The organism is Streptomyces sp. NPDC059900, assembly GCF_050270335.1.
Lineage (GTDB): Bacteria > Actinomycetota > Actinomycetes > Streptomycetales > Streptomycetaceae > Streptomyces.
Map to the genome: position 1 here is coordinate 1 of NZ_JBNNJZ010000242.1, position 11,786 is coordinate 11,786.

16 protein-coding genes and 1 tRNA gene are annotated in these 11,786 nt (G+C 68.8%); 12 read left to right on the forward strand and 5 right to left on the reverse strand.

Annotated features, from left to right (window positions below):
• Nucleotides 1-483: 483 nt before the first annotated feature.
• Genes ACQKIP_RS26620 through ACQKIP_RS26630 form a run of 3 tightly spaced genes read right to left on the reverse strand, consistent with a single transcriptional unit; the run spans nt 484 to nt 1,749 of the window.
• Complete coding sequence (locus ACQKIP_RS26620; protein WP_365859162.1) at nt 484-867, reverse strand: hypothetical protein; 384 nt, start codon at nt 865-867, stop codon at nt 484-486.
• A complete protein-coding gene (locus tag ACQKIP_RS26625; RefSeq protein ID WP_365859160.1) occupies nt 864-1,295 on the reverse strand; it encodes an ATP-binding protein in 432 nt (143 codons plus the stop codon). The genes ACQKIP_RS26620 and ACQKIP_RS26625 overlap by 4 nt, the downstream gene beginning before the upstream one ends.
• 46 nt (nt 1,296-1,341) lie before the next feature.
• A complete protein-coding gene (locus ACQKIP_RS26630) occupies nt 1,342-1,749 on the reverse strand; it encodes an NUDIX hydrolase (RefSeq protein ID WP_365859439.1) in 408 nt (135 codons plus the stop codon).
• A gap of 107 nt (nt 1,750-1,856) precedes the next feature.
• On the opposite strand from ACQKIP_RS26630, the gene ACQKIP_RS26635 reads away from it, so the two are divergent.
• The 10 genes from ACQKIP_RS26635 to ACQKIP_RS26680 all read left to right on the forward strand — a co-directional run bounded on the left by ACQKIP_RS26635 (nt 1,857) and on the right by ACQKIP_RS26680 (nt 8,850).
• Complete coding sequence (locus tag ACQKIP_RS26635) at nt 1,857-2,642, forward strand: GntR family transcriptional regulator (RefSeq protein ID WP_365859158.1); 786 nt, start codon at nt 1,857-1,859, stop codon at nt 2,640-2,642.
• Between the two features lie 164 nt (nt 2,643-2,806).
• The gene (locus tag ACQKIP_RS26640; protein WP_365859437.1) at nt 2,807-3,163 is read left to right on the forward strand and encodes a hypothetical protein; all 357 of its coding nucleotides are present in this window, start codon (nt 2,807-2,809) and stop codon (nt 3,161-3,163) included.
• Nucleotides 3,163-4,539, forward strand: coding sequence for an FtsK/SpoIIIE domain-containing protein (locus ACQKIP_RS26645; RefSeq protein ID WP_365859156.1), 1,377 nt, complete (start codon nt 3,163-3,165; stop codon nt 4,537-4,539). The genes ACQKIP_RS26640 and ACQKIP_RS26645 overlap by 1 nt, the downstream gene beginning before the upstream one ends.
• Before the next feature lie 85 nt (nt 4,540-4,624).
• On the forward strand, nt 4,625-5,281 hold the full coding sequence (locus tag ACQKIP_RS26650) for a DUF2637 domain-containing protein (protein WP_365859154.1): 657 nt from the start codon (nt 4,625-4,627) through the stop codon (nt 5,279-5,281).
• Between the two features lie 38 nt (nt 5,282-5,319).
• Entirely contained in the window at nt 5,320-5,511 is a 192-nt protein-coding gene (locus tag ACQKIP_RS26655; RefSeq protein WP_365859152.1) for a mobile element transfer protein, read from the forward strand.
• Between the two features lie 14 nt (nt 5,512-5,525).
• On the forward strand, nt 5,526-5,720 hold the full coding sequence (locus ACQKIP_RS26660) for a hypothetical protein (RefSeq protein ID WP_365859150.1): 195 nt from the start codon (nt 5,526-5,528) through the stop codon (nt 5,718-5,720).
• Between the two features lie 25 nt (nt 5,721-5,745).
• Nucleotides 5,746-5,994, forward strand: coding sequence for a SpdD protein (locus ACQKIP_RS26665; protein WP_365859148.1), 249 nt, complete (start codon nt 5,746-5,748; stop codon nt 5,992-5,994).
• Between the two features lie 165 nt (nt 5,995-6,159).
• Nucleotides 6,160-7,473 (forward strand): replication initiator, encoded by a 1,314-nt coding sequence (locus ACQKIP_RS26670; protein WP_365859146.1) that lies wholly within the window; start codon nt 6,160-6,162, stop codon nt 7,471-7,473.
• Complete coding sequence (locus tag ACQKIP_RS26675; protein ID WP_365859144.1) at nt 7,466-7,678, forward strand: excisionase family DNA-binding protein; 213 nt, start codon at nt 7,466-7,468, stop codon at nt 7,676-7,678. Before ACQKIP_RS26670 ends, ACQKIP_RS26675 begins: the two co-directional genes overlap by 8 nt.
• Nucleotides 7,678-8,850, forward strand: coding sequence for a tyrosine-type recombinase/integrase (locus ACQKIP_RS26680; protein ID WP_365859142.1), 1,173 nt, complete (start codon nt 7,678-7,680; stop codon nt 8,848-8,850). The genes ACQKIP_RS26675 and ACQKIP_RS26680 overlap by 1 nt, the downstream gene beginning before the upstream one ends.
• Nucleotides 8,851-8,899: 49 nt before the next feature.
• Here ACQKIP_RS26680 and ACQKIP_RS26685 read toward each other — a convergent pair.
• Nucleotides 8,900-8,973 (reverse strand) — tRNA-Gly (locus ACQKIP_RS26685).
• A gap of 561 nt (nt 8,974-9,534) precedes the next feature.
• On the opposite strand from ACQKIP_RS26685, the gene dcd reads away from it, so the two are divergent.
• Entirely contained in the window at nt 9,535-10,110 is a 576-nt protein-coding gene (gene dcd / locus ACQKIP_RS26690; protein ID WP_030682615.1) for a dCTP deaminase, read from the forward strand.
• Between the two features lie 8 nt (nt 10,111-10,118).
• Entirely contained in the window at nt 10,119-10,616 is a 498-nt protein-coding gene (locus ACQKIP_RS26695; protein WP_365859140.1) for a phosphoribosyltransferase, read from the forward strand.
• Between the two features lie 98 nt (nt 10,617-10,714).
• Here the strand turns inward: ACQKIP_RS26695 and ACQKIP_RS26700 are convergent, their stop codons facing one another.
• On the reverse strand, nt 10,715-11,698 hold the full coding sequence (locus tag ACQKIP_RS26700) for a Yip1 family protein (protein ID WP_365859138.1): 984 nt from the start codon (nt 11,696-11,698) through the stop codon (nt 10,715-10,717).
• Between the last annotated feature and the right edge of the window lie 88 nt (nt 11,699-11,786).

Consider the following 11,786-nt stretch of genomic DNA (forward strand, 5'->3'; position numbering starts at 1 on the left):
GGGTGAGGCTACGCGCCGACACCCCCGCACCCGACCTCTTTCCCTAACCCACTACTTCCCCAGCTCCCATCCCGTCCGCCGTCGACCCACACGCATGTGGAGCGGGCGTGGTTCATGGCGTCCAGGTGGAGCGCGCCACTGTACGAACGACCTGGACGCCATGGGCCGCGTCTGCTCGGCTCGGCCTGGGTCGATGGTGGACGGGATGGGAGCCCCCTCGCACGCCACGATGAGCCCGCAGTCGCGTACGGCGCCCCCTCCATCCCAGAGTCAGAGCGCCCCCGCCGGAGGCATTGCCTTGCCTTGAGCCTTTGCGTGGGGTGATCGCCGATTGAACTCGGCTCTGTCCGTGTGTGGGCGGGCGTCGGCGCAGCCGGGGCGGAGCGGGCCGAAGGCAGGAGCGGGAGCCCCGAGCGGAGCCGTGAGCCCGCCCGGCGGCGCGGAGCGGCGCCGGGTACTTGAACCAGTAGAGAAAGTTGTAACTCAGTCCGTCTGCTGGGGCTTCAAGTCGTAAGCGCATGCTGGGAGTTCCGCTGCCTGGCGGTCGGCGAGAGGCAGGAAGAGCACTGGGCGGATCGTCCAAGTGATGCTGGTGTCTGCGTGCGTCACGGAGATCGTGCACGGCTGTATGCGCAGGAGCGCCCTGCGGGTGTGGATGCGGCCCTCGTACAGCCACTCCCACGCTTCATCCGCGGCCTTGGCGTCGAGTGCCGGTGTGATGGTGCGCAGTGCAATCGCTACCCACCTGTCGGCCTGCGGTGCCGAGTAGGCGTCGAACGATCCTCGTAGCTGCGGCCCGGACCGCTGCTGCTGCGTGGCGGTCTCCGTCCAGCACTCGCACCAGTAGCCGCGTCGGGGCTCGCTCATCCGCACGGCTGGCCCTCCCGGCCGGCGCCGGTGAAGAGTTCCGCGGTGACCGTGTGCCCCTTGTCGCTGTCGTGGACCACGATCCGGTGCGCGATAGCGCTGACCATGTCCAGGCCCCGGCCGTGCTCCGCCTCCTCGTCCTGGTGCTCGACCTTCGGGGCGGTTCCCGTGCCTCCGTCGTCCGTGACCGACAACGCGATGATCTGCGGTGCTACCTCGACCGTCAGGGAGAAGCTGCCCGACTGGTGACCGCTGGCGGTATGCAGGATCGCGTTCGCGCTCAGCTCGCTCACGATCAGCTCGGCGTCCTCCGCCAGGGGCGAGTCACGAAGGATGTCCCGTGTCCAGCGTCGGGCCCGGCTGACCTCTTCTGGGAAACCTGGGCAAGTGAGGCCCCAGACTCGGATAGTGCTCGTATACTCGTGCATACAAGTTCCTTCGTGCTGGTAGGCCGCCATGTGCAGCGGGTTCGAGCTAGACGAGTTTCACGCCGTCGTGGGCGCGGATGGCCGGTGGGGATGCCGCGTCGAGTGCGTCAAGGACGCGGATCGCGTAAGCCTCGTCGGCAAGTTCGGTGACTTCTTCGCGGGTGGCCCAGCGCAGTGCGCGGGTCTCGTCGCCGGTAGTGGGGGTCCCGTCGGCGGCCTCGCAGCGGAAGACCATGGAGACGATCAAGCCCCGCATGTTCTTGTAGATGCCGGTCAGGGTCGCAGGAAGCACGATCTTGATGCCGGTTTCTTCAAGGACTTCGCGTTGCAGGGCCTCGGGGATGGTTTCCTCACGTTCGAGGATCCCGCCCGGGGGCTCCCAGTGGCCGTTGTCGCGGCGCTTGATCAGAAGGGCTCGGCCCTGGTCGTCGACGATGACTCCGGCCACGCTCACGGAGTGCGGACGGTCAGTGCTCAAGGTCCTCGGCCCTCCCGGATAGCTAGGCTTTCCACCGTAGCAACAACACTCGCCCACTCGTCTAGATACCTAAAGGAGTACACGTGACGTCACTCCCGAGTCTGCTCGGTGATCTCGACCCCACGAGCGATCGTGCGGTCTTCCGGCAGATCGCCGACCAGCTGCGCGAGGCCATCGACCGTGGGCGATTCAAGGAGGGCGAAAAGCTGCCCTCCGAAGCCGAACTCGTCGAGCATTACGGCGTCTCCCGGATGACCGTTCGGAACTCCTTCTCGGTGCTGACGGGTGAGGGCCTGGTCCATGCCGAGCATGGAAAGGGTGTCTTCGTGCGGCCCCGGCCGCCCGTCCGGCGTCTGGCCTCCGACCGCTTCGCCCGGCGACACCGGGATCAGGGCAAGTCCGCCTTCATCGTCGAGGCCGATGCTGCGGGCAGTCACCCGCAGGTCGACAGCCTGGAGGTCAAGGAGGAGAAGGCCACGCAGGACATCTCCACCCGGCTCGGCTCTGTGCGGCGCGTGCTGGCTCGTCGGCGTCGGTATCTGCTCGACGGACGGCCGGTCGAGTTCGCCACCTCCTACCTCCCGCTCGACATCGCGCGCGGTACGCAGATCGCCGAACCCAACCCCGGCCCCGGCGGCATCTACGCCCGCCTTGAAGAGCTGGGGCACCACCTCGACCACTTCGAGGAGGAGATCCGGGCACGCATGCCCGCGCCCTCAGAAGTGAAGACGCTCCGGCTGGCTCCTGGCGTGCCCGTGATCCACCTGGTCCGCACCGCGTATGACACCGAAGGGCGGGCCGTGGAGGTCTGCGACACCGTCATGGCGGCGGACGCATACGTCCTGTCGTACCAGCTCCCGGCTACGTAAGGGCCTGGCGGCCGTGACACGCGGGGTCCGCTTTCCAGAACTCGTACATCCCAACAGACATACTCGTATAGACGAGTGGGCAAGTTGTGTGGCAACGTGGTCGTCGTTCCCGGAGGTCGGGTTCGAAAGCTGCATCTTGTATAGACGAGTAGATGGGAAGAATCTTGCGCACCATCCGTGTGGAGACCTCGGCCGCGACGATCCTGCTGACTGAGGCGCCCGAGCCCAAGGTCCGCGACCGGCAGACGGGCGAGATCGCCAAGGACATCAACAGCGGTGAAGCCCTGATGACGATCGGCGTCGTCTACATCGAGGAGGGGGAGTCGTCCCTGATCAAGGTGACCATCCCGGAGAGCGGAGTTTCTGAGGGGCTGGCGCTCGGTGCGCCGGTCTCGCTCCCCGGGCTGGTGGCCCGGCCGTGGGAGAGCGTGTTCAACGGCCAGCAGCGGCACGGCATCGCCTACCGCTGCGCCGCCGTCACTCCGGCCGCCTTCCCGGTCGCCATGGAGGCCTCGGCCTGATGACCGACCTGACGACGCTTCTGGAGGTGGGTGGTCCTGTCGCCGCACTCGGCGGCGGGGCTGCCTACGCCCGGGCCAAGCATCCGGGGGCTTACTGGTCCGCGGTCGGCCTGCCGATATCCACGGCCCGACTGCTCAGCTCGTACGGCTCTGTCATGGAAGCCTGCGGCCTGACGGTGACGCCGTCCCGGCTGCGGGTCCTGGCGGTCAAGGCAACTACGCGCGGGGAGATCCGGCCCGTACCGCCGCGTCGCGGGATCATCCGCCCGACCACGACCGGGTTACGGATTCGCCTGCGGCTCGCGCCCGGCCAGGAACCCGCCGACGTGGCCGCCTCGGCCGAACGCCTGCGGCATGCCTGGGGAGTTCACGCCGTCTACGTGACCACAATCAAGCCTGGCGTGGTGGAGCTGCGACTCGTCGGCTACGACGTACTGCGCGAGGTCCGCATGCCGCGCAAAGCGGTGGGCCGGTTCCTGCAAGTGCTCGTAGCGCTGCGGGAGGACGCGACTCCCTTCGTACGTGACTACCGCGTCGTTCCGCACGGGCTCAGCCTCGGCGCCACCCTGTCGGGCAAGTCCATGTACCTGCGGCACCTCCTCGCCGGACTCGCGCGGCAGTCCGTCGCCCTGGTCGGCATCGACTGCAAGCGCGGTGTGGAGCTGGCGCCCTTCGCCCCGCGGCTGTCGGCGCTCGCCACCGACCCGGAGCAGGCCGCCGAGTTGCTGCCCGTACTCATCAAGGAGATGGAGGACCGGTACGACCTGATCAAGGCCCGGCAGGGGATCGCCCCGGGCACGCCTGACGAGCAGATCACCTCCGACATCTGGGGGCTGCCCGAGCAGGAACGGCCCGTTCCCGTGGTGCTGTTCGTCGACGAAGTGGCGGAACTCTTCCTCGTCGCCACGAAGAAGGAGGAAGAACGGCGGGACGAGATGGTCACCCAGCTCATCCGGCTTGCTCAGCTCGGCCGCGCGGCCGGTATCTACCTGGAGGTGTGCGGACAGCGATTCGGCGCCGAGCTCGGCAAGGGCGCAACGATGCTCCGAGCCCAGTTGACCGGCCGCGTCTGCCACCGCGTGAACGACGAAGGCTCCGCGAAAATGGCGCTCGGCGACATCGCCCCCGAAGCGGTCTCCGCCGCCTGCGCCATCCCTGCCGAACGGCCCGGTCTCGCCGTCGCCGGTGACACCTCCGGCGGCTGGTCCCGCATCCGTACGCCGTATCTCTCCCTCGCCGACGCCGCCGAGACCTGCCGCGACTGGGCCCACCTGGTTCCTGACCTGCCCGCGCTGAAGCCCTTCCGGCCCACTGTGCCCGCGCAGCCCGTCGACTCCCCGGCCCCGGCTGTGAAGCCGCGACCGGTCACCGGCTGACCCGCACCCACCCACCCCGGTCGGCGTGACCGCCTCGCGCCACGTCCCTACCCCTGCCATGTCTGAACCCGGAAGGAGCCGCAGCATGCGCGCCCAACTGGCCCGTATCGACGCGGTGCTCGTCCAGGCCGTCATCGCCGCCGCCCTGTCCTTCGCCCACCTGCACGATGTCGCCTCGGCGGCCGGACAGGACGGATGGAAAGCGTGGGCCTATCCGGTCTCGGTCGACCTGCTGCTCGTCGCCGCCTGGCGTCGACTGCGGACCGGCGAGGCCAAAGCCGCGGGCTGGTGCTGGTTCGTCATCGCGCTCGCGGCCTCGCTGGGCGCGAACGTCGCCACCGCCGGACTGCTCGACATGAGCTCTGTGCCGGCCTGGCTTCGCATCCTCGTCGCGGGGTGGCCAGCGGTGGCCTTCCTCGGCGGCACTCTCCTCGCGCACTCGGCGCCGACCCGGCACGACGTGACCGAGGAGGACGACCGAGAGCCCGAGCGCATCGACCAGGACGACCAGGAGGACGCGCCCGATCCCGTATTGGAGCTCCCGCCGCCACCGGCCACCGATCCCGCGCCCGCCTCGCCCCCTCCGACCCCCGTATCCGTCCCGGCCGCCCTGGTCGACCACGCCCGCAAAGTCGCCGCCGAGCACCACACCCGTACCGGAACGGCCATCGACACCACGACCCTTCGCGCCCGCCTCGGCGTCCCGATGCCCATGGCCGCAGCCATCGCCGCTCAGCTCTGAACGCCCGAAAGCTCTGTACGCCCTGAAGGGAGATCCACATGAGCGCCAACCGCCGCTTCCGCTCCGTCGCCCGCATCGGTCCAGTCCAGGTCGGCACGTCGTACGACAGTCGTGGCCGCGAGAAGCACACCGCCGCCTGCACGGCCCCGCGCTGCGGCTTCTCCGCTGACTACGACAGCCGCGCCGCCGCCGAGCTGGCCGCCCGTACCCACCGCTGCCCCGTCCGCTGAAAGGACCCGCCTCCGTGACCGTCAGCCTGCCGCTCGTGCTCGTCCTCGGCCTCATCGCCTGGGGAGCAGTGAAGTTCCTCGGCGTCCGCACGTGGATCGTCGTGGTGATCGCACTGTTCGGCTTCCTTCTCTCGCGCACCTTCATGGCCCCGGCCATCGAGTCCGGTACGCGCTCCGGCGTGGGCGTCGTAAACGGCTCACATGACTAGACGAGTAGGTAAGGAGAGCTTCGCCGTGTTCCAGCCCAAGTACCCCGACAGCCCTACGCCCCCGCCCGCACACATCCACACCGTGGCCGCCCCGGTCGCCCCCGTGCAGCGGTCGACGCCTCAGATATCCGTCACCTCCGGGGCGGTCGTGGCCGTCCTCGTCGGCGGCGTCGTGCTGACCGCGCTCCTGGCCGCCGTCGCCGTCACGGCCATCTCCGTCGCGGTGTGCGCCGTGGTCATCCGCTCGATGCTCCGCAATCAGCAGCGGCGCTAGACCGCCAGCACTGACAGACCCCCGGGGCGGCCCTGATACCGCCAAGCATCCGCCGCCCCGAGGGCCCTGCCCCTCCTAGCCGAAGCCAGAAGGAGTACCGCCATCATCACCCGCGCCACCCCGCCCCCGCTGCGCGAACTCGGACAACTAGCCGCCCGCGGCACCATGCCCGCGCTCCTGCGCCAGCTCTCCGGACTCGGCGGCTGCACGCACCCGATCCGCCTCGACGGCCACCGCACCGAGCACGCCGTGAACACCCGAACCGGCGAGATCGGCAACGTCCTCCACCACCTCGGTTCCGCTGACCTCCCGGCCGGTCACCTCCTCGTCCGCTGCAACAACCGCCGTACGACCCGGTGCGCGGCCTGCGCAGAGGTCTACCGCCGCGACACCTTCCACCTGATCACCTCCGGCCTGCGCGGCGGCAAGGGCGTCCCCGAACAGGTCGCCGCCCACCCCCGCGTCTTCGCCACCTTCACCGCCCCCGGGTTCGGACCGGTCCACAACCGCCCCAAGGGCCCGGCCCGAACAGTCCGCCCGTGCCGCTGCGGCGTCGTCCACGACCAGGAGGACACCGCCCTCGGCACCCCGCTGAACCCCGACACCTACGACTACGAAGCGGCCGTGCTCTGGAACGCGCATGCCGGTGCACTCTGGCGGCGCTTCTCCACCTACGTCCGCCGGGAGGTCGCCAAGCGAGCCGGGCTCACACAGCGGGTCTTGCCTGACTACGCGCGGGTGTCCTTCGCCAAGGTCGCCGAGTATCAGAAGCGCGGTGCGGTCCACTTCCACGCGGTCATCCGCATCGACGGCCCGGACGGCGGCTACACCCCGCCGCCCGCCTGGGCGACCGCCGAGCTGCTGACCGACGCCATCCGAGCCGCCGCCACCGCTGCCCAAGTAGACGGCCCGGTCATCGACGGCCGCGCGCACGCCTTCGCTTTCGGCCGCCAACTCGATGTACGAACGATCCGCTCGGCTGACTTCGACGGCGACCAGGAGCTGACCGAACGCGCCGTCGCCGCGTACATCGCCAAGTACGCGACCAAGGGCGCCGAGACTGCCACGGGAGCTCTGGACCGCCCTCTCAAGTTCATCGCCGAAGTCGCCCAGCTCGACATCAGCGACCACGCGCGCCGCATGATCCGAACCGCCTGGGCTCTCGGTGCCCGCAAGGACCTGGCGGAACTCCGACTCCGGGCCTGGGCCCACATGCTCGGCTTCCGCGGCCACTTCTCTACGAAGTCCCGCCGCTACTCGACCACCCTCGGCGCGCTCCGCACGGCCCGCGCCGAATGGCGTCGCCTGCAAGCCGCCGCCGACGACGACCAGACCACCTACGGATTTTCGGAGGTGGTCACGACCCTGGTCCTCGACCACTGGGTCTACGCCGGAACCGGCCTCACCGACACCGAAGCCTGGCTCGCCGAAACGCTCGAACCCGCCCTTGGAACGGAAGGGGAACCCACCTGTGGCTGAGCGCCATCTCTCTGTCGATCAGGTCGCCGAATTGCTCGGCACGACGCCCCGCTTCCCGCGTCGGCTCATCGAGGAGCGCCGCATCCGGTACGTGAAGGTCGGCCGCCACGTGCGCATCCCGGAGAGCGCGGTCGAGGAATTCATCACCTCCCACACAGTGCAGCCGATCAGGCGGCCCCGCGCTCGCTACGGAAGGGCTGCTTGATGGCGAACAGCAGGGGGAGACGCCGCCGCTTTGGTGCGATCAGGCGGCTGCCGTCAGGCCGGTATCAGGCGCGGTACCCGGGGCCGGACGGCGTGATGCGCCCGGCTCCGTTCACCTTCGAGACGACAACGGACGCCGATGACTGGCTCGCCGAGAAACAGACGGAGATCCGCCGAGGGGAGTGGAGGGACCCTGACGCGGGGGCCGTGGGCTTTCGCGCCTACGCGGACAAGTGGGTGGAGGAACGGGAGCTCGCGCCGCTCACCCAAGATCTCTACCGGTATCTCCTGGATAAGCACCTCACCGCCTTCGCTGATCTCGACCTGGACGAGATCACCGCGCCGCGTGTCCGCGAATGGCGAGCTGAACGGCTGCGGAGCACAGGGGCGAAGACGATGACCGCCAAGGCGTACCGACTCCTCAAGGCCGTCATGGAGACGGCGGTCGACGACGAGCTGGTCACCCGGAATCCCTGTCGCATCAAGGGCGCCGGTAAGGAAAAGGCTGCTGAGCGGCGCATTGCCACTGTCGGCCAGGTCGACGCGCTCGCCGAAGCCATGGGTATGCGGTGGCGGCTCATGGTCTATCTCGGGGCGTACGGTCCGCTGCGGCCGGAAGAGCTGGCCGGCCTCCGTCGCAAGGACATCGACCTCGACACCCTGCGGATTCGTGTGCGTGCCGCAGAGCCGGAGCGCATGAACGGGCGGCGCGTACAGGGCGACACCAAGTCCGAGGCCGGTACCCGGACCGTGGTTCTGCCCGCGTTCCTCCACCGCGAGCTGCGCTGGCATCTGGAGTCGTACGTCGAGTCGAGTCCTGACGGGCTTGTCTTCGTCGGCGAGCGGGGAGCTCCCTTCCGACGCAGCACCTTTGGGCGGAAGTGGCGCAAGGCCCGGCAGCTCGTTGACGGTCTGCCGGAGGGGTTCCGGTTCTACGACCTTCGTCACACCGGGCATACGCTGTCGACCCGTTCAGGTGCCACGCTCAAGGACACGATGGTCCGAGCCGGGCAGTCGTCGGAGAAGGCCGCGTTGATCTACCAGCACTCCGACGACGACCGACAGCAGGAAGTCGCCGCAGGGCTGGACGCGACCGTTCGTCGGGCCCGGGGAGCAGCCTCCGACCAGCAGCGCGAGAACCCTTCTGGCACGGATCTGGCACGCGGCGAGTGATCAGCGGACACAGCAAAAAGGCCCAGGTCGCTGACCTGGGCCTCAAGTGTGGAGCGGGTGACGAGAATCGAACTCGCACTCTCAGCTTGGGAAGCTGATGTTCTACCACTAAACTACACCCGCGAAAGACACCGTCTGTGGCGGTGTCGTAACGTCGCACACTCTACCTCATTCCAGGCCCCGGGCGCTTTTGCCCTGGGGTCTGCGTGCTGTCCGGGGCATGGATGGCTCTGCGGGACGCGGGAGTTGGGGCGTACGGTGAAGAGCCGGAGTGCCGCGTGCAGGGGCGCCCCATTCGTCCCGTAATGTGGCCTCTCGTCGTCGCCTCGCCCGCGAGCATCATGCGGCGAGCCACGAGCTCAACTACGGCTTTGGGGAAGGGACTCGAGGACTTGATGGAGCGCACCGTCGTCCGATGTGCCGAAGGGCACGTGTTCAGCACTGCTTCGTTCCCGATGCAGAAGGCCGACCGGCTCGGACCCGGCCGCCTCATCCGCTGTCCACGCTGCGCCCGATTGCGGCATGCCGTGCCGGTCGCGTCGCAGAAGCAGTAGCGATGCGGCGGTAGCGACGCGGGGGCAGCGCGGCGCGGGGGACGCGGAGGAACGCCGGGAAAAGTGAGAACCGCAGCGCGCGGGGCCGTCCGATTGGGGCGGGCCCGCGCGCTCTGCGTATCCTCGGTGCGTGCTTCTCTCAGACAAGGACATCCGGGCCGAGATCGACGCCGGACGAGTACGGATCGATCCGTACGACGAATCCATGGTGCAGCCCTCAAGCATCGACGTGCGGCTCGACCGCTACTTCCGGGTGTTCGAGAACCACCGCTACCCCCACATCGACCCCTCCGTGGAGCAGGCCGACCTGACGCGGCTCGTCGAGCCCGAGGGCGACGAGCCGTTCATCCTGCACCCCGGCGAATTCGTGCTGGCCTCCACGTACGAGGTCATCAGCCTGCCCGACGACCTCGCAAGCAGGCTCGAGGGGAAGTCCAGCCTGGGGCGGCTCGGCCTTGTGACACATTCCACGGCCGGGTTCATCGACCCCGGTTTCTCCGGGCACGTGACGCTTGAGCTCTCCAACCTCGCGACGCTGCCCATCAAGCTCTGGCCCGGCATGAAGATCGGCCAGCTGTGCATGTTCCGCCTGACGTCGCCCGCCGAGGCGCCCTACGGCTCGGAGCGGTACGGATCGCGTTACCAAGGGCAGCGCGGGCCGACCGCCTCCCGTTCCTTCCTCAATTTCCATCGGACCCAGGTGTGACATCCAGCATGAGTGACGTGCGCGAGAACCTTACGTACGAGAAGTTCGGCGACGCGGTGCGCGAGCTCGCGCAGGCCATCGCCGATGACGGCTACCAGCCCGACATCATCATCTCCATCGCCCGCGGTGGCGTCTTCGTCGCGGGCGGGCTCGCGTACGCGCTCGACTGCAAGAACATCCACCTGGTGAACGTCGAGTTCTATACGGGCGTGGGGACGACCCTGGAGATGCCCGTCATGCTCGCGCCCGTTCCGAACGCGATCGACTTCACCGACAAGAAGGTGCTGATCGCGGATGACGTCGCCGACACCGGCAAGACGCTGAAGCTCGTGCACGACTTCTGCCTCGATCATGTCGCCGAGGTGCGCAGCGCCGTCATCTACGAGAAGTCGCAGTCGCTCGTGAAGTGCGAGTACGTCTGGAAGCGCACCGACGACTGGATCAACTTCCCGTGGAGCGTCGAAGCTCCCGTCGTGAAGCGTGCCGGGCAGGTTCTCGACGCCTGAGCGGCAGCAAGCAGTAAGCAGCAATCAGCAAGCAACAAGAACAAGAAAGAGGCGGGCCCCGGCGGGCATCCGCCGGGGCCCGCCTCCGTTCCACGTCGTCAGAACGTGCCCAGCTTGATGATCGCGAGCAGCGCGAGCAGCTGGATTGACGCCGCGGCGAGCGCCTTCGGCCACGGCAGGTCGTGCGACTTGCTCACCATCGTCGTGAGCAGCGCGCCCGCCGCGACCCAGGTGGCCCAGCCGAGGAGCTGGACGAAGGGCTGGCCGCCGCCGAGGAACATCGCCACGACCACGCGGGGCGCGTCCGTGATCGACATGATCAGCATGGAGAGGCCGACCGTGGGCTGCCAGGCGCCGTCGCCGCCGAGCTGGCGGGCCAGGGTGTGGGTGACCACGCCGAGGATGAACGCACTGATCGTGATCGCGATGCCGGTCGTCAGGACGTACGGGACGGCCGTCGAGATCGTGGCGTTGATCGCGTCCTCGCGGGCGCCGTCGAAGCCGAAGATCGCGAGCAGGCCGTAGAGGAACGTCACGATGACGGCCGGGGCCCACATCGCGTAGTCCCGCATCTGGAGGAAGGTCGGACCGGGGCTCAGCACGATGCCGCGCAGGAGGTCCTTCCAGTGCAGACGCGGGCCCACGGGCGCGGGGGCCTGGCCGGCGCGGTAGGTGTCACCCTGGTTGTACGGGTCTTCGCCCACGGAGAAGGCCTGGGTGTGACCGGGGTTGTTGGCGGCGTACGGATCGAAGCCGCCCTGACCCCCCTGGCCGCCGTGCCCCGGGTCTCCGTGGCCGCCGCCGAAATACTCCGGCTCGCCGTGGTTGCCCTGGTGGCCGCCGGCCTGCGGCCACTGCTGCCCGCCGTAACCGCCGCCCTGGCCGCCTCCGTGGCCACCGCCCTGACCCTGGCCGTAGGGCGGCTGACCGCCGTACTGCTGGGAGGGCGGCTGAGGGTAGCCGTACGGCGGCTGCTGGCCCCGGGGGGCCTGCTGTCCGTACGGCTCCTGCCGCGGTCGTTGTTGGGGGCGTGCTTGCGGGGTGCGGTTGTCCCGGCCGCGTCCGATCCTGAATCCAGCCACGAATCGAACGTACCTGGTCTGGAGGGCCGGGGTCGTCCGTCCTCGGGAGGAGAGCGGCTTTGCCGCTGACCTGTGACAACCCTTAGGG

Coding starts and splice junctions, on each gene's coding strand:
- ACQKIP_RS26620 (WP_365859162.1), bottom strand. CDS start 867: ATGAGCGAGCCCCGACGCGGCTACTGGTGCGAGTGCTGGACGGAGACC.
- ACQKIP_RS26625 (WP_365859160.1), bottom strand. CDS start 1,295: ATGCACGAGTATACGAGCACTATCCGAGTCTGGGGCCTCACTTGCCCA.
- ACQKIP_RS26645 (WP_365859156.1), top strand. CDS start 3,163: ATGACCGACCTGACGACGCTTCTGGAGGTGGGTGGTCCTGTCGCCGCA.
- ACQKIP_RS26650 (WP_365859154.1), top strand. CDS start 4,625: ATGCGCGCCCAACTGGCCCGTATCGACGCGGTGCTCGTCCAGGCCGTC.
- ACQKIP_RS26655 (WP_365859152.1), top strand. CDS start 5,320: ATGAGCGCCAACCGCCGCTTCCGCTCCGTCGCCCGCATCGGTCCAGTC.
- ACQKIP_RS26670 (WP_365859146.1), top strand. CDS start 6,160: ATGCCCGCGCTCCTGCGCCAGCTCTCCGGACTCGGCGGCTGCACGCAC.
- ACQKIP_RS26680 (WP_365859142.1), top strand. CDS start 7,678: ATGGCGAACAGCAGGGGGAGACGCCGCCGCTTTGGTGCGATCAGGCGG.
- ACQKIP_RS26695 (WP_365859140.1), top strand. CDS start 10,119: ATGAGTGACGTGCGCGAGAACCTTACGTACGAGAAGTTCGGCGACGCG.